This window comes from Paenibacillus sp. SJS-P3, assembly GCF_056711585.1.
In genome coordinates this window covers 2,340,814-2,356,887 of record NZ_CM160043.1, presented here as the reverse complement: position 1 = coordinate 2,356,887, position 16,074 = coordinate 2,340,814, and the positions used below count along the sequence as shown (strand labels likewise).

Genomic DNA, 16,074 nt, shown 5'->3' with positions numbered 1-16,074 from the left:
ATTCATGGCCTTAATTGTCCGTCATGTCCATTCCACGACGGTATCGCCTGTTCGAGCATCCTTGAGCCGCAGACGGCCCTTGGCGCTGCCCTCCGGACCGGGGAATGCGGCCGATGCCGTGCTCCCCTTGGCGAGAAGCGATTGCAGCATGGCCGGCGTCAGCGTCCGGCCATGCTGTTCTTTCCAGAGGACGAACTTACAGCCGTCCCGGAACCGGGAACAGCCGTAGCCCCGCTTGCCTTCGACGATGCTGCCGCCGCAGCTCGGGCAAGTTCCTAGCGGCTTCAGACCGGCCGAAGACGACTGCCCTGGCGAGGAGGCTTGTCCGGACTGGAATGCTTGCTTGGATGCAGAGGCTTTTCCTGCTCCTGATGGCAGACCAGCTGCCGCTATCGAAGTTGCCCGCGCCCGGGCAACCTGCGGTGGATTCGAAGCAGATGCCGCAGCGGACGATCGGGCGGAGCCAGAAGTCTCCGAGTTCCCGCTGCGCCCAGCACTTGAAGCTGCTGTGCGGCTCGCTCCTGCTCCAGAGCGGGATGCACCGGCTGTTGTGCGGCTCGCTCCTGCTCCAGAGCGGGAAGCTCCGCTCCCCTCAGCCGCCTTGCCTCTCCGCGAGCCGCCGCCCTTGGCGGCCACCTTGCCCCGCTCCGGCTCAGCGAACGTTCCTGCAGGCGCAGGCGCCTGCTCCGCTACCTTCTGGACGATCATCCGAGCGAACTGCTTGACCTGCTCCATGAACTTTGCGTCGGATGCCTCATCCCTGGCAATCTGGCTGAGCCGGCGCTCCCATTGTCCGGTCATGACCGGCGAAGCCAGAAGCTCTACGCCGGCTCCCCGGATCAGCTCGATGGCCGCGCAGCCTTTCGCTTCGATCTCCAGCTTCTTGCCGCTGGCACGGATATAACCTACCGTCTTCAACCGCTCGATCGTTGCCGCGCGCGTCGCAGGCGTTCCCAAGCCGCTGTCCTTCATCGTCTCGCGCAGCTCTTCGTCCTCCATGGCCCTGCCGGCGCTTTCCATCGCTTTCAGAAGCGTTCCTTCCGTATAGGACTTTGGCGGCTGCGTCGACTTCTCTTCGGCTTTGGCCTGCTTGCACAACACCGGGAGCGATTCGTCGACATGGAAGGACGCATCGGTCAGCTCCTGCTCTTCCTCATCTCCATCCTCGTCCTGCTTGGCCTTGCCCTTGCCGCGCTTGGGCTTGTCCTCCGTCTCCGCAGCTCCCTGGGTCACCTTCCACCCGGGATCAAGCAGCTGCTTGATGCGGGTGCGGAACGTCTCTCCCTCCACCTCGGTCATGACCGTATGGTTGAGATACAAGGCGGGTCCGTAGTAATGGGACAGGAAACGGCGAACGATAAGATCATAGATCTTTTTTTCGTCCGGACTCAGCGAGCCGGGTTTTTTGGGTGTCGGCAAAATCGCATGGTGATCTTCCACCTTGGCCGGATTGCAGACGGCTTTGTTGCCTTTATGTACCCGGGACCTGTCCGCCCCGGCGGCAAGCTCCGCATACTCGGTTCCCCGCAGCATGTCGAGCGCCTTGCCCATGACGGGAACCGTTTCTTCCGTCACATAGTTCGAATTCGTTCTCGGATACGTGATGACCTTATGCTTCTCGTATAAAGCCTGCGCCACATCAAGCGTCTTTTTGGCGGGAAAGCCGTATCGCCCGTTGGCCTCGCGCTGCAGCAGCGTAAGATCATGCAGACGGTAAGGATATTCCTTGCTCTCGGCCTTGTCGTAGCGGACGATTGTTCCCTTTTTTCCTTTGACCTTGGCTGCGATGGCTTCCGCCTTGGCCCCGTCCGTAAGCTTGTCGCCTTGCCAGATGCCGCTGTACTTGGAGCTTTTCTGATCGAAGGAAGCCTTGATCTTGTAATACGTTTCCGGCTTGAACGCCGCGATTTCCTGATGGCGGTCGTACAGCAGCGCCAGCACCGGCGTCTGCACCCGTCCTACCGACAACAGCGACTTATGGCGGATCGTGAAGGCGCGCGAGGCGTTCATCCCGATCAGCCAGTCGGCCTCGCTGCGGGCCTGAGCCGCCCTCGTGAGCGGCGCATACTTCTCGTCGCTGCCCAGCTGGTCGAATCCCCTGCGGATCGTCTCCGGCGTCAAATCGGATATCCACAGACGGTCTACGGGCTGATGGAGCTTCAAATACCGGCGGATCAAATGGAAAATAAGCTGGCCCTCCCGCCCCGCATCGCATGCATTGACGAGCCGTCCGCATTTGCGGGCGAGCTCGCCGATGACCTTAAGCTGGTCGCGGGTGCGGGGATTGGGGGACAGCCTGAACGTATCCGGTATGATGGGAAGATCCTGCGCCTGCCATTTTTTGTACCGGGGATCGTAATCATCCGGTTCCGCGAGGCCGACCAGATGCCCGATTGCCCAGGTGATGATATAACGTTCGCCTTCGAGATGCGTGCGGCGGTTCGTCGCCCCGGGCTCGATCGCGGACGCGATATTGCGGCCCATATCCGGCTTTTCTGCGATAATCAATGTCTTCAAGGAACCGCCTCCTTCTATTCCGGGTGGTCCTTGGCCAACAATGGCGTCAAGCGGCAACCTTTTCCTGAAGCATCGCGAAAATCTGGCGGACGCCGCGGGACCACTTCGGGTCTTCCGCGTATTTGCGGTTGATCCATGTCAACGGGTCGGCATTCTGCGGCCTGTTCTTGCTCAAGTTGACGACGGTCTTGGCTGCGATCCGCGAAGACTCCTCGATGCTGGTGTTGAAATCCTGCCAGCTGTAATACACATTGAACGGATTGTTGGCCATCTTGACCGCGCGCTTGTGGTCGTCGGGCACGAAGCTCTGTTCTTGGCCGGTAATGGCGAACAGAAGCAGCGGATGCACGTTGTACTGCTTGGCGGCCGCGATAATGGCGTTCATATAACGGGGCTTGGCCAGCATCGACGAGCGGCTCTCCAAATAAGCCGTCAGGCGCTCCACTTCAATATCGGCATATTGAAGCGACTGTGGAAGCTCGTTTTTGGCTAAAGGCGCCACGGGCGCTGATTGCGCCTTCTTGGCGACGGGCTGTGCCTTGGGAGCCGGTACGGCAGCCTCTGCTGAGGCCGCGACGGGAATCGCAGCGGCATGGCGATGGAACAGCGACCAGCCATATACAAGTGTACCTCCAAGAAGCATGACGGACAATACCGCCATCATCAGAACCCTGGTGCTGCTGCTTCCAAGCATGGAGGATTCTCGTTTAGCGGACGGATCGGAGACGGTTTCCGGCAAGTTGAGATGATCCGCCACGGCAGCCAGCAGCGCTTCTTCGCGTGAAGCCGCGAACGGCTTGACGCGCCTGAGAATGCGCTCGAATTCGTCATGCTCGAGCGACACGTCCAGCTTTTTCTCCACCCAGTTCATCAGAGGACGGGCGATGCGCTGATCGCGGAAGTTGAGGTTCAGGCAGGCGGCAAAAATATCGTCGCTGTTGACAATGCCTGCTTTGGAGATAATATGGGTACGAATCAATCTTGCCGTCAGCTCTTTCTTGATCGTCTCGGCGAAATCAGGGAGCTGTTGGAAGATGATTCGGCGAATAGCGTCGGATAGAATTTCAGAACGTTCACTTTGAGGTTTGTCAAAGTATTTCACATCGATAAAGGTTCTGATATGGTGAATATCCGCCGGCGTCAAGACAGATGCGCCTTCGGTTGTGTTCACGGGCAGTCTCTCCTTTAGGTACACAGACTTATGGACAATACGAGTATTGTACCATAGGTCCCATCGTGCAGGCTGCTCCACATTCTGGCTCTTCTCCTGTTTCTCCTCCTGGACACCCGGACACCATTCCATCTGGCGCTGGCTTTCTTATCTTCCGTCCTTTTCGATGGAAAAAGAAAAAGCGCCGGAAAGGCGCTTTTAGAGCCGTGCAAAGTGAGGCATTAAGGCAGCATCGTCGATCCCATCAAATAACGGTCCACTTCGCGGGCGGCTTCACGGCCTTCGTTGATGGCCCAGACGACGAGGCTTTGTCCGCGGCGCATGTCGCCTGCGGCGAATACCTTGTCCACGCTTGTGCGATAATCGCCTTTGCGGGCTTTGACGTTCGTGCGGCGGTCCTGCTCGACGGAGAACGCATCCACAAGGGTGGATTCCGGACCCTCGAAGCCTACGGCGACGAACACGAGATCGGCCGGCCATACTTTTTCGGTACCGGGAATTTCCTTGTAGATCTTGCGGCCGGTCTCGTCGACCGTGCGCTCGATCTGAACCGTATGAAGCTCCTTGAGCTGGCCGTTCTCGTCGCCGACGAACTTCTTCGTCAGGACGGAGAAGGCGCGTGGATCTTCGCCGTAGACCGCCTTGGCCTCCTCATGGGCGTAATCGAGCGTGTACACGTTCGGGAACTGAGGCCATGGATTGTTGATGCTGTCCCGCTCAAGCGGAGCCTTGGCATGCGTGCCGAACTGGGTGACGGACTTGCAGCCATGGCGCAGAGCGGTCGCAACGCAGTCGGTGCCGGTGTCGCCGCCGCCGATGACGATGACATCCTTGTCCTTGGCCGAGATGAAGTTGCCGTCTTCGAGACCGGAATCCAGGTAGCTCTTGATCGTTCCGTTGAGGTAGTCCATTGCAGGGTGAATGCCGCCAAGGGTGGAGCCTTCGATATCTACTCCGCGGGCTTTGGTGGCGCCGCCGCAAAGGACGATGGCATCAAAGCCTTCCAGAAGCTCCTCCGCTCCGATATCCTTGCCGATCTCCGTGTTCGTCACGAAGCTGACGCCTTCGGCTTCCATCAGATCGACGCGGCGCTGCACGATGCCCTTGTCGAGCTTCATCGTCGGAATGCCGTACGTGAGCAGGCCGCCGATCCGGTCCGCGCGCTCGTAGACGGTCACGGTGTGGCCGGCTTTGTTGAGCTGGGCGGCACAGGCCATGCCTGCAGGTCCGGAGCCGATGACCGCGACGCGCTTGCTCGTACGCATCTTCGGAGGCTGCGGGACGACCCAGCCTTCATCGAAGCCGCGGTCGATGATCGCCTGCTCGATCGTCTTGATCGTGACGGAATCGCCGATCAGCCCGACCGTACAGGAGCCTTCGCAAGGCGCCGGACATACACGTCCGGTGAATTCCGGGAAGTTGTTCGTTTTGTGGAGGCGCTCCAACGCTTCGCGCCATAGGCCGCGATAGATCAGATTGTTCCATTCCGGTATGAGGTTGTTGACAGGGCATCCGGAAGCGCCGCCGGCAATCTCCATGCCGGTGTGGCAGTAAGGGGTGCCGCAATCCATGCAGCGGGCTCCCTGCGTGCGCAGCTGGTCATCCGGCAGATGCTTGTGGAATTCTTCCCAATCCTTGACCCTCTCGAGCGGGCTGCGGTCCGCAGGCAGCTCGCGCTTGTAGTCCATAAAACCAGTAGGTGTCGACATCTTGCCCATTCCTCCATCCGTAAGGTCCCTATCGTTATGTCATCTGTCTGTCGGCTCCAAAGGACGCAGCCCCGAATGCCGCTGCCGGAAAAAGCAAAAAGTTGCATTCCAGCGCATACTTGTACCTCATCGTAGCATTGTTGACCGGTCGATCATAATGGAGTAAGCGTACAATCATTTGCACTTTGTCGCATGACAGCAATAAAGACTAATCCTTCACCCGTTCATAACGGTTGAAGCGGTAAGCGACTCCCAGCTTCTCGTCGCCCTTGCCGGGATAGGAATCCGCGAGCTTCCATTCTTCCTCGCGGAAGGAAGGAAAGAAGGCGTCTCCGCCTCCGAAAGAAGCGTCGATCTCCGTAAGCAGCAGGCAATCGGCATGAGGCAGCAGCAGCTCGTAGATCTGCTCGCCGCCGATCACCATCAGCTCCTCCCCCTCCGTCTCCAGCCGCAGCGCCGCCTCCAGGGAATGCACCGTTTCGGCTCCTTCCGGCTTGAAGCCGGCGTCCCGGGTCAGGATGACGTTGCGCCTGTTCTTGAGCGGCCGGCCGCCGAACGACTCGAACGTCTTGCGTCCCATCAGCACCGTCTTGCCCATCGTCCGCTCCTTGAAGTAGCTCATGTCTTCGGGAAGCTTCCACGGAAGGTCGTTGCCGCGCCCGATTAGGCGGTCGCGGTCCATGCATGCGATCATCGTGATCATATGGCTACCTCGGCCTTGATGGTGGGATGATGCTGGTAGCCTACGATCTCGAAATCCTCGTACCGGTAATCGAAAATGGATTCAGGACGCCTCTTCAGCACCAGCTGCGGCAGCGGATGCGGCTCCCTGGTCAGCTGCAGCTTCACCTGCTCCAGATGATTGCTGTAGATGTGGACGTCTCCGCCGGAATAGATCAACTCGCCGGGCTCCAGATCGCATTGCTGGGCGATCATATGGGTCAGCATCGCATACTGGGCGATGTTGAACGGAAGCCCAAGGAAGGTATCCGAGGACCGCATCGTGAACATGCAGTTCAGCTTGCCGGCAGCCACCTGGAACTGGAAGACGAAATGGCATGGCGGAAGCTTCATATTGTCGACCTCCGCCACGTTCCAGGCGCTCACCATATGACGGCGCGAATCGGGATTGGAGCGGATGGAATCCACGACTCTCTGGATCTGATCGTGGACCGTGCCGTCCTTTCCCTCCCATGCCCGCCACTGGGAGCCGTACACAGGCCCGAGATCGCCGTTCTCGTCCGCCCATTCGTTCCAGATGCGCACTCCGTTCTCCTGCAGATAACGGATATTGGTGTCTCCGCTCAAAAACCACAGCAGCTCATGGATGATGGACTTCACATGCACCCGCTTGGTCGTCACCAAAGGAAATCCCTTCGACAAATCAAAGCGGAGCTGCCTGCCGAAGACGGCAATCGTTCCCGTGCCCGTCCGGTCGGAACGCTCCGTGCCGTTGTCCAGGATATCCTGCAAAAGCTCCAAGTAATTTTTCATGCAACCTTCCCCTTTGTCCCAATCTGTCTACAACCCGCTTGAAAACCTTTTTCCTATTCTACCATCCGCAGCCGAGTTTTGTCTCCATTATGCAAGGAAATGTCGCAAGAAAGCGATCGAATCGTTGCATAATCTTTTGGCGCGGTAACGATTAGGGGCAATAAAGATCACTGAAAGGAAGGAAAAACGAAATAAGAATGAAAAACAAAAACAGCCGGCACTCGGGGTGCCGGCTGTTGCAGCAGCCGCCGGAAATCGGCAGCTGGGCATGTTACTTGACGAAAACGTGGATCGGGTGGCCGAGAGCCACTTCCGCCGCATCCAGCACGATTTCGCCGAGCGTCGGGTGAGCATGGATCGTGAGGGCGATATCTTCAAGCGTAGCGCCCATCTCGATCGCCAGACCGAGTTCGGAGATCATGTTGGAAGCTTCGATGCCCGCGATGTGGGCGCCGAGCACGAGGCCGCTGTCTTTGTCGGCTACGATTTTGACGAAGCCTTCTCCAGCGTTCAGGGAAAGCGCGCGTCCGTTCGCTGCAAACGGGAATTTGCCGACTTGGACGTTGTAGCCTTTGTCCTTGGCTTCCTTCTCCGTCAGGCCGACGCTTGCGCATTCCGGATCGGAGAAGCAGACCGCAGGCATGCACTTGTAGTCGACTTTGCTCGGCTCTCCGCCGATGACTTCAGCCGCGACGCGGCCTTCATACATCGCTTTGTGGGCAAGCGCAGGACCGGCAACGATGTCGCCGATAGCGAAGATATGCGGAATGCTCGTGCGTCCTTCGTCGTTGACTTCGATGAGGCCGCGGTCCGTCATCTTGATGTTGATGAGGTCAAGGCCAAGCTCTCCGTCCGTGTTCGGACGGCGTCCGACCGTTACGAGCAGATAGTCGGCAGTGATCTTCTCTTCCTTGTCGCCGACCGTGTACGTAACCGTGACGTCCTTGTCGGTCTGCTCGGAGCTTTTCGCCATCGCGCCGGTGATGATGTCGGCTTTTTTGGCTTTGAGCTTCTTCGCCACGAGCTGGGACATGTCTTTGTCGAAGCCGGGCAGGATGGAGTCGGAGCCTTCGAGGATCGTCACCTTCGTGCCGAACTTGCTGTACATCTGGCTCAGCTCGATGCCGATGTAGCCGCCGCCGATGACGACGAGGCTCTTCGGAATCTCTGGCAGCGTCAGAGCGCCCGTGGAGGACACGATGCGTCCGCCGAACGGGAATGCCTTCAGCTCGATCGGACGGGAGCCCGTAGCGATGATGCAGTTCTTGAACCGGTAGCGCGGCGCTTCCTGATCGTTGAAGACGCGGGCTTCGTTTTCGTTGATGAACATGACTTCGCCGGCAAAGTACTGGACTTTGTTGGCTTTCAGCAGGCTGGCTACGCCGCCCGTCAGCTTCTTGACGACGCTGCCGCGGAACTCCTGGATTTTGGACCAGTCGACCTTCACGTCGGCGGCCGTGATGCCGATCGCTTCGGAGTGGCTGACCGTGTCGTACTGATGGGAAGCCGAGATCAGAGCCTTGGAAGGAATGCAGCCGACGTTCAAGCAGACGCCGCCTACATATTCCTTATCCACGCAGAGGACGCTCTGGCCGAGCTGGGCGGCGCGAATCGCCGCTACATACCCGCCAGGGCCTGCACCAATTACCAGTGTATCGATATCGAGAGATGGATCTCCTACTACCATGAGTTATACCTCCATAACGAGCAGCTGAGGGTCGGCCAGAAGCTGCTTAATGTAGTTCAGGAAATTCTGTGCCGTCGCACCGTCGATGATGCGATGATCGAAACTGAGGGACAGGGCCATTACGGATGCAGGAACGATTTCGCCGTTCTTGACGACCGGCTTGTCGGAAATGCGGCCTACGCCGAGAATCGCGACTTCAGGGAAGTTGATGATCGGCGTGAAGAACATGCCGCCGGCGGAGCCGATGTTCGTGATCGTGATCGTGCTGCCTTTGAGCTCGGCGCCGGTAAGCTTGCCGTCGCGTCCGCGGACGGCCAGGTCGCGAATGGAATCCGCGATCGTCCAGACGTTCTTGCGGTCCGCATGCTCGATGACCGGAACGATAAGCCCGTTGTCGGTGTCCGTCGCAATGCCGATGTTGTAGTATTTGCGGAGCACGATTTCCTGGGATTCCTCGTCCAGCATCGCATTCATGATCGGGAACTCGCGGCAGGCCGCTACGAGAGCTTTCACGATGAACGGCAAGTAAGTCAGCTTGACGCCTTTTTTCTCGGCGACAGGCTTCGCTTTTTGGCGAAGCTCGACAAGAGCGGTCACGTCGACTTCATCCATCAGCGTAACATGCGGAGCCGTGTAAGCGGACTTCGCCATCGCGCCGGCGATGATTTTGCGGATGCCCTTGAACGGCAAGCGCTCTTCCGGACGGTCTCCGCCTTGGGATGCCACCGGAGCGGCTTTCGCTTCTCCTGCGCCTTTGGCTGCAACAGCCGCATTGTCCGCAGCTGCCGCTGGAGCGGATTTGCCCCCGCCTGCCGCAAACTGCTCGACATCCTCGCGGGTTACTTTGCCGTTTTTGCCCGAGCCTTGGACGGCCGTGATGTCCACGCCTTTTTCGCGGGCGAATTTGCGCACGCTAGGCGTAGCAAGCACGCTGCCCTTGGCTGCGCCTTCGGCCTTGGCAGGCTGGGCGGCTGCGGGAGCAGCATCTTTCGCCGTGACTTCGGCATCAGCCTTGACAGCGCCAGGAGCGACGCTGGCCGCTTCGTCCTTCGCTACATCCTTCGGGCTGTCCTCGGCAGGCGCCGCGCCTTCCGGAAGATCGCCTTCGGCATCGATGATCGCGATCACTTCGCCTACATGGCACACCTGTCCGTCCTTCGCGAATACTTCAAGAACGGTGCCGTTGACCGGACAAGGCACTTCCACGACGGCTTTGTCGTTCTGGACTTCCATAATGATATCATCGTCGGTCACTTTGTCGCCCGGCTTGATATGCATGGTCATGATCTCGCCCTCATGCAGACCTTCGCCGAGCTCCGGGAACCGATATTCGAATTTTGCCACGGATGTACCTCCTTTTGCGTTTAGAGCTTGGAGATGGCCGCGGGCGGGACAAGCTCCGGCAGAGCCGGGCCAGCCCTTCCCCCGCCATCGGTAACGGCCGCAAGCCGGCCGGATGGATTAGAAGTCGAGAACTTTCTTCACGCCTGCGACGATGCGAGCCGGCGTAGGAAGCCATTGATCCTCGATCTGCGCATACGGGTACACCGTATCCGGTCCGGCAACGCGCAGGACAGGCGCTTCCAGATGGAGGATGGCCTTCTCGTTGATCTGCGCGATGACCTCGGCAGCAGCGCCGGAAGTCTTTTGCGCTTCCTGGACGACGATGACGCGGTTCGTCTTCTTGATGGACTCCACGATCGTATCGATGTCAAGCGGCATCAGCGTGCGCAGGTCGATGACTTCGACCTTGACGCCTTCCTTCTCCAGCTCCTCGGCTGCTTTCACAGAGGTGTGGACCATCATGCCGTAGGTTACGATCGTCACGTCGCTGCCCTCGCGGACGACGTTGGCCTTGCCGAGCGGAATCGTGTACTCTTCTTCCGGCACTTCGGCGCGGAAAGCGCGGTACAGGTTCAAGTGCTCCATGAAGAAGACCGGATCGTTGTCGCGGATAGCGGAGATCATGAGGCCCTTGGCATCGTATGGATTGGAAGGAATGACGACCTTGATGCCCGGAGTCTGCATCGCGAGGCCTTCCAGGGAATCCGTATGCAGCTCGGCTGCCTTGACGCCGCCGCCGAACGGCGTGCGGAATACGATCGGCGAGTTGTAGCGGCCGCCGGAACGGTAGCGCATGCGGGCCGCTTGAACGAACATTTGGTCCAGAGCTTCATAGATGAAGCCGACGAACTGGATTTCCGCAACCGGGCGGAAGCCTTGGACGCCGAGGCCTACAGCCATGCCGGCGAGAGCCGATTCCGCGAGCGGCGTATCGAATACGCGCTCCTCGCCGAATTCCTTCTGCAGACCTTCCGTCACGCGGAAGACGCCGCCGGTATGGCCGACGTCCTCCCCGAACAGCATTACATTATCGTCACGCTTAAGCTCGGTCCGCAGAGCGTCGCGGATTGCTTCAAGCATATTCATTTGAGCCATGTTAACAGGTTCCTCCTTCGGTGGATCGGCCGCTTTGGCCGCTTAGAAATCGGCTTTTTGTTCTTCAAGATGCGCAGGCGTGTTCTCGAACATCGAGTCGATCAGGCCGCCGACCGTCATTTTCTCGGTCGCTTCGGCTTTTTTGATCGCATCGTTCACGGCTGCTTTGGCTTCTTCTTTCACGCGAGCCGTATCTTCCTCTGTCCAGAGGCCTTTTTTGTCCAGATATTTGCCGAAGCGGATGATCGGATCCTTTTGGGTCCACTCGCTTTCCTCGTCCTTGGTGCGGTACTTGGTCGTATCGTCGGAGAGGGAATGCGGACGGAAACGGTAGGTCAGAAGCTCGATCAGCGTCGCGCCTTCGCCGTTCCGGCCGCGCTCGGCAGCCTCGGATACCGCCTTGACGACAGCCAATACGTCCATGCCGTCAACCTGCACGCCCTTGATGCCGGCAGCGAGAGCCTTGTGGGCGATCGACTGGGCAGCCGTCTGCTTGGAGTAAGGAGTCGTAATCGCATAGCCGTTGTTCTGAACGACATAGATCGCTGGCAGCTTGTAAGCGCCCGCGAAGTTAAGGCCTTCGTAGAAATCGCCCTCGGAGGAGCCGCCGTCGCCGGTGTACGTGATCGCGACGCGCTTCTCGCCGCGCTTCTTGAACGCCATCGCAACGCCGGTCGCATGGAGGATCTGCGCGCCGATGATAATTTGCGGCATCAGGACGTTGACGCCTTCGGGAATCTGTCCGCCGTGCTGATGGCCGCGGGAGTACAGGAACGCCTGGTACAGCGGAAGGCCGTGCCAGACGATCTGCGGCATGTCGCGGTAAGCCGGGCAGATGAAGTCTTCCTTGTTCAGCGCGTATTCGCTGCCGATCATGGAAGCTTCCTGGCCGGATACCGGCGCGTAGAAGCCGAGACGGCCTTGACGGCCGAGATTCACGGCGCGCTCATCCCAAGTGCGCGTGAAGACCATGCGGTACATCAGTTCCTTCAATTGTTCGTCGCTGAGCTCCGGCATGAGATCCGGGTTCACGACTTCGCCCTCCGGCGAAAGAATCGTAAGCGGCTCTACGTTATCACTGTGGACTTCGTAAGAATGCTTGTTCATGAGCTTGCTCATCAGGGAGGTTCACCTCGATTTGTTATTTGAATCTTGATCTGCTCTGTTATAGAATTATTATAAACCTGTTACCTTGAAACGGTCAAAAAGAATTGCGTGAAAGCGGCGCTTTTTCATGATTTTCAAGAAATATGTGCATGAATTGTATGTGTAACAGCCTTGCAATTACAGTAGTACAGAATAGTACAACAAGCGTTTTCATAAGCGGCGGACTTTCTGAATTCCAAGCAACGGCGAGAGCCGGCTGCGACGGGATGGGATTTCCTCCCTTCAGAACCACATTTCAGAAGAATGAAAAACAGCTGCCGATTGGAACGGCGGGGCGCGGGACATCTCCTTATTGTTTACCCTAAGCTCCGCTTTCCCATGCAGCCCAAGGAGGACATAAGCATGACCGACGACAAATACTTGAAACGGACCATTGTAAAGGAGACGGTGCCGAGCGCCTATCTGGAAACGGGCTCCCGGGATCTGCGGATCTACCTTCCCCCTGGCTACAACGAAGTGCTGAGCTATCCCGTCGTGTACGGCCAGGACGGCGAGGATCTGTTCAACTTCGGGCGGATCGCTACGCTCGCCAACAAGCTGATCATCGACGGCGAGATCGAGCCCTTCATCATCGTCGGAGTCGACGTGGACAAAAAGAAGCGCACGGCCGAATATTCTCCGGGCGGAAGCCTGCACGATGCCTACGTCCGCTTCTTCGCGGAAGAGATGCTTCCTTTTGTCGAGGAACGCTACCCCGTCCGGCGCGAGCGCTCGGAGCGGCTGCTCGTCGGCGATTCGCTCGGGGGCACGGTCTCCCTCCATCTCGCGCTCCGCTACCCGGACATATGGAGCCGCATCCTCTCGCTGTCCGGCGCGTTTTATGCGGCTTCGCAGCAGCTTGCGGCACAGGAGCAGGAGCTTGGCTGGCTGAAGCTGTACCAATATGTCGGCTTGCAGGAGACCGACTACCAGACGGATACGGGCATCTACGACTTCGTCACGCTGAACCGCGAAATGCGGGAGCTGCTGGAGGGCAAGGGCGCTTCGATTCTCTATACGGAAAAAGACGGCAAGCATCAATGGGGCTTCTGGCAGCGGGAAATTCCCGACGGCCTCAAGCATTTCATCCGCTGATTGCAGGTATCGCGCAAAAAAAAGGGAAGCAGCCGAAAGCGAGGCCACTGAAAAACCCGTACTTTTCAAGCGACCTCTAAAACCAATCCTAAAAAGAAGGCATATACACCCAAATACTGGGATGGATGCCTTCTTTTTGGTCTTCGTCGGGACTTGCCTTGCCTACTCCTACTCCGCAATCTTCAACATTCGCTTCAGATTTACCGCAAAGATCGCCATCGCGCCCTGCAACTGCATGCCAAGCAGACCCGAGGATGTGGCGACATCGTACCCGTGTCCCCGCTGCTTGGCTCTTCTCGATGAGCATCTGCAATTGCTTGCCGTCATTCTTTTCGCCTGTCGTGATGACAGCTGCCGTGGTTCGTCAACGAACTCGAGTCGATGACGTCGTCTTCGGGCGCCATGCCGAGGAAGTACTTGAACGACAGGTCGTACAGCGAGCGTTCCACGATGTCGACATCCGACAGCTCGAAAATGGCTTTCAAGAGCAAGTATTTGAACATGCAGTTGCATCTATAGCGTTCCTGCCGTTGTCCAAGCTGTAGTTATGTTTGAGTTCATCGTAAATGAACTGAAAGTCCACCAAATCGTTGATCTACGAAGCATATTGTCCTTGGGTATAAGGATGTCGTACAGCTTCGCGTATGGACTTAACATGAGGGATTGTTGTTGCCGAATCATCCGTTCACCTGCTCTCCATGATGTTTTAAGTATAAACGAAAAGAGGTGCAGCCTCCTCAATTTCTTGGGGGACTGCACCTTTTCTAGTAAACGGACTTTTTCAGTGGCCTCGGCTGAAAGCCGCTTCCCTTTTTAATTCGTATCCGCCATTTCGCTGCCAGCTGCTCATTTCTATCCGCGCGTTTGGCCGGCAAGCCTGGCCTGATCGTTGCTGATCCGATTCAGCAGCCGGCCGCAGCCTTCGCTCACAAGCCGGAATGTCTCCTCGAAGTCGCCGGTATAATAAGGATCCGGTACGCCGGTCCCCTCCTGCCCGTGAAGCAGCTCCATGAACCGGAGCAGCTTGCCGTCCGGTTCCACGGACCACTCTTGAAGCAGCTCCCTTACATCCTGCTCGTTCTTCTCGTCCATGCAGACGATATAGTCGGCCTGCTCCAGAGCCTGCCGGCTGACCAGCGTCGAGATCATGCCTTTGTAGGAAATTCCGGCCGAGTCCAGCATCCGGCGCGTTCCCTCATGAGGAGAATGGCCGAGATGCCAGTCTCCGGTGCCGCAGCTGCCGGCTTCGACGATGCCGCTAAGACCTGCTTCCTCAGCCTTGTGCCTGAGAACCGCCTCGGCCATCGGGGAACGGCAGATGTTGCCGAGGCAAACGAACAGAACCTTAGCCTTCTCTTTGTCCGCCATCAGAACAAGCCCCCTTTTCTCATGTCTCCCGAAGCGGGACGCAGCGACCTTCTCGGCAGCCTCCACTTGTATATGACCGAGAACATGCGCATGACGATGATCAGCACGAACAGGACGATCAGCCCGGCCGTGCTTCCCGGCCATCCGAGACCGATCGCTGCGCCGGCGAGAATGGCCCATACGGCATAGATCTCGTCCCGCAGTACGAGCGGCTTGCGCCCGGCCAGAAGATCGCGGATGATTCCGCCTCCGATGCCCGTAAGCGTGGCTGCGACCATGACCGCGCTGAGCGGATGCTTCATGCCCTCCGCGTACAAGGCGCCCTGGATCGCGAAGGCGGACAGCCCGATCGCATCGAACAGCGCCTCCATTTTGCGCCAATGCTGGATCCATCCGACCGGCAGCAGGAAGGCGATCGTCATCGCCGCCAACGCAACCTTGATGAGCAGGCCCTGAGTCCATAATGTCGTGACCGGAACCCCAATGAGCAGGTTGCGGATGACGCCGCCTCCAAATGCGGTTACCAGACCGAGCACGAAGACGCCCAGAATATCATACTCTTCCTCCATGGCGACGATCGCTCCGCTGACCGCGAACGCAATCGTGCCGATAATGCTGAATACGGCAAAAATATCGGTATACAAGTTCTAACGCCCCTTAAGTCTCCATCATCCTACCTATAATAGCCGCGAGGGATGCAGGACGCAACCGTCATTGCGGCATCGTCTCCGGACAAGCTATAATGTCGGCAGATTCAATACCGAAAGGATGGAAAACCTTGGAACCGTCAACCTTTTATAGCCGGGTCGTCATCGTATCCGGAGGAAGCCTCGGCAGCTGGGCGCTCGATCTTATTCGAGAAGACGACTACATCATCGGCGCCGACGCCGGAGCCCTGTTCCTCGTACGCCAAGGCCTCAAGCCGCATCTGTCGCTCGGCGATTTCGATTCCGTCAGCCCGGAGGAGCGGCACGATATTCAAGCCGGGAGCCTGGAGCTTGCTTCCTTCGATCCCGTCGACAAAAACTACACGGATACGGAGCTGGCCTTCCGGCGCGGCCTGGACCTGAAGCCGTCCTCCCTGCTGCTGCTGGGAGCGACGGGAAGCCGGCTCGACCATACCATAGCCAATGTCCACTTGCTGCGATCGGCAGCGGTACAGGGCATTTCCGCCTCCATTGAAGACGCTGCGAACCGGGTCCGCGTCCTTCCTCCGGGCTCCACGCTGGCCATTAGCCGCAGTCGCTTCGAGCACATCTCGCTGCTCCCGCTCAGCCTGCGCGTGACCGGCATCAACCTCATCGGATTCCGGTATCCGCTGACCGACGCAGCTCTGGATCTCGGCCAGTCGCTCGGCATCAGCAATGCGCTGGCCGCCGAAGCCGGCACCGTATCCACGGCGGATGGCTGGCTCCTCGTGATGGAGAGCATCGGCTGATTCCCCCGTC

Annotated in this window: 13 protein-coding genes and 1 pseudogene; 2 read left to right on the top strand and 12 right to left on the bottom strand. The window is 58.4% G+C overall.

Annotation, left to right across the window (positions count from 1 at the left end):
• Positions 1–21: 21 nt before the first annotated feature.
• The 9 genes from AC06G8_RS10825 to pdhA all read right to left on the bottom strand — a co-directional run bounded on the left by AC06G8_RS10825 (position 22) and on the right by pdhA (position 12,124).
• A complete protein-coding gene (locus AC06G8_RS10825) occupies positions 22–2,517 on the bottom strand; it encodes a DNA topoisomerase 3 (protein ID WP_480285272.1) in 2,496 nt (831 codons plus the stop codon).
• A gap of 46 nt (positions 2,518–2,563) precedes the next feature.
• Positions 2,564–3,688, bottom strand: a complete 1,125-nt coding sequence (locus AC06G8_RS10820; RefSeq protein ID WP_447664714.1) for a hypothetical protein — start codon at positions 3,686–3,688, stop codon at positions 2,564–2,566.
• A gap of 221 nt (positions 3,689–3,909) precedes the next feature.
• Positions 3,910–5,397, bottom strand: coding sequence for a glutamate synthase subunit beta (locus AC06G8_RS10815; protein ID WP_480285271.1), 1,488 nt, complete (start codon positions 5,395–5,397; stop codon positions 3,910–3,912).
• 208 nt (positions 5,398–5,605) lie between these two features.
• Complete coding sequence (locus AC06G8_RS10810) at positions 5,606–6,100, bottom strand: dihydrofolate reductase (RefSeq protein WP_447664712.1); 495 nt, start codon at positions 6,098–6,100, stop codon at positions 5,606–5,608.
• Complete coding sequence (gene thyA, locus AC06G8_RS10805; RefSeq protein WP_480285270.1) at positions 6,097–6,891, bottom strand: thymidylate synthase; 795 nt, start codon at positions 6,889–6,891, stop codon at positions 6,097–6,099. The genes AC06G8_RS10810 and thyA overlap by 4 nt, the downstream gene beginning before the upstream one ends.
• Positions 6,892–7,162: 271 nt before the next feature.
• Positions 7,163–8,578 carry a dihydrolipoyl dehydrogenase gene (gene lpdA / locus AC06G8_RS10800; RefSeq protein WP_076356085.1) on the bottom strand — a complete coding sequence of 472 codons (1,416 nt, stop codon included), beginning with the start codon at positions 8,576–8,578 and terminating at the stop codon, positions 7,163–7,165.
• A 3-nt stretch (positions 8,579–8,581) separates the two neighbouring features.
• Positions 8,582–9,922 (bottom strand): dihydrolipoamide acetyltransferase family protein, encoded by a 1,341-nt coding sequence (locus AC06G8_RS10795; RefSeq protein ID WP_480285269.1) that lies wholly within the window; start codon positions 9,920–9,922, stop codon positions 8,582–8,584.
• 117 nt (positions 9,923–10,039) lie between these two features.
• Positions 10,040–11,017 (bottom strand): alpha-ketoacid dehydrogenase subunit beta, encoded by a 978-nt coding sequence (locus AC06G8_RS10790; RefSeq protein WP_447664709.1) that lies wholly within the window; start codon positions 11,015–11,017, stop codon positions 10,040–10,042.
• 42 nt (positions 11,018–11,059) lie between these two features.
• Positions 11,060–12,124 (bottom strand): pyruvate dehydrogenase (acetyl-transferring) E1 component subunit alpha, encoded by a 1,065-nt coding sequence (gene pdhA, locus AC06G8_RS10785; RefSeq protein WP_048745914.1) that lies wholly within the window; start codon positions 12,122–12,124, stop codon positions 11,060–11,062.
• Positions 12,125–12,526: 402 nt separating this feature from the next.
• Between pdhA and AC06G8_RS10780 the strand changes: the two genes are divergently transcribed.
• Positions 12,527–13,258, top strand: a complete 732-nt coding sequence (locus AC06G8_RS10780; RefSeq protein ID WP_480285268.1) for an alpha/beta hydrolase — start codon at positions 12,527–12,529, stop codon at positions 13,256–13,258.
• Between the two features lie 362 nt (positions 13,259–13,620).
• Here AC06G8_RS10780 and AC06G8_RS10775 read toward each other — a convergent pair.
• The 3 genes and pseudogenes from AC06G8_RS10775 to AC06G8_RS10765 all read right to left on the bottom strand — a co-directional run.
• Positions 13,621–13,939: pseudogene (locus AC06G8_RS10775) on the bottom strand (transposase); the annotation flags it as partial.
• 171 nt (positions 13,940–14,110) lie between these two features.
• Entirely contained in the window at positions 14,111–14,626 is a 516-nt protein-coding gene (locus tag AC06G8_RS10770; protein ID WP_480285267.1) for a low molecular weight protein-tyrosine-phosphatase, read from the bottom strand.
• Positions 14,626–15,270, bottom strand: coding sequence for a trimeric intracellular cation channel family protein (locus tag AC06G8_RS10765; RefSeq protein WP_480285266.1), 645 nt, complete (start codon positions 15,268–15,270; stop codon positions 14,626–14,628). Before AC06G8_RS10765 ends, AC06G8_RS10770 begins: the two co-directional genes overlap by 1 nt.
• Positions 15,271–15,404: 134 nt before the next feature.
• Here AC06G8_RS10765 and AC06G8_RS10760 point away from each other — a divergent pair, with 134 nt between their 5' ends.
• Entirely contained in the window at positions 15,405–16,064 is a 660-nt protein-coding gene (locus tag AC06G8_RS10760; RefSeq protein WP_480285265.1) for a thiamine diphosphokinase, read from the top strand.
• Positions 16,065–16,074 lie beyond the last annotated feature (10 nt).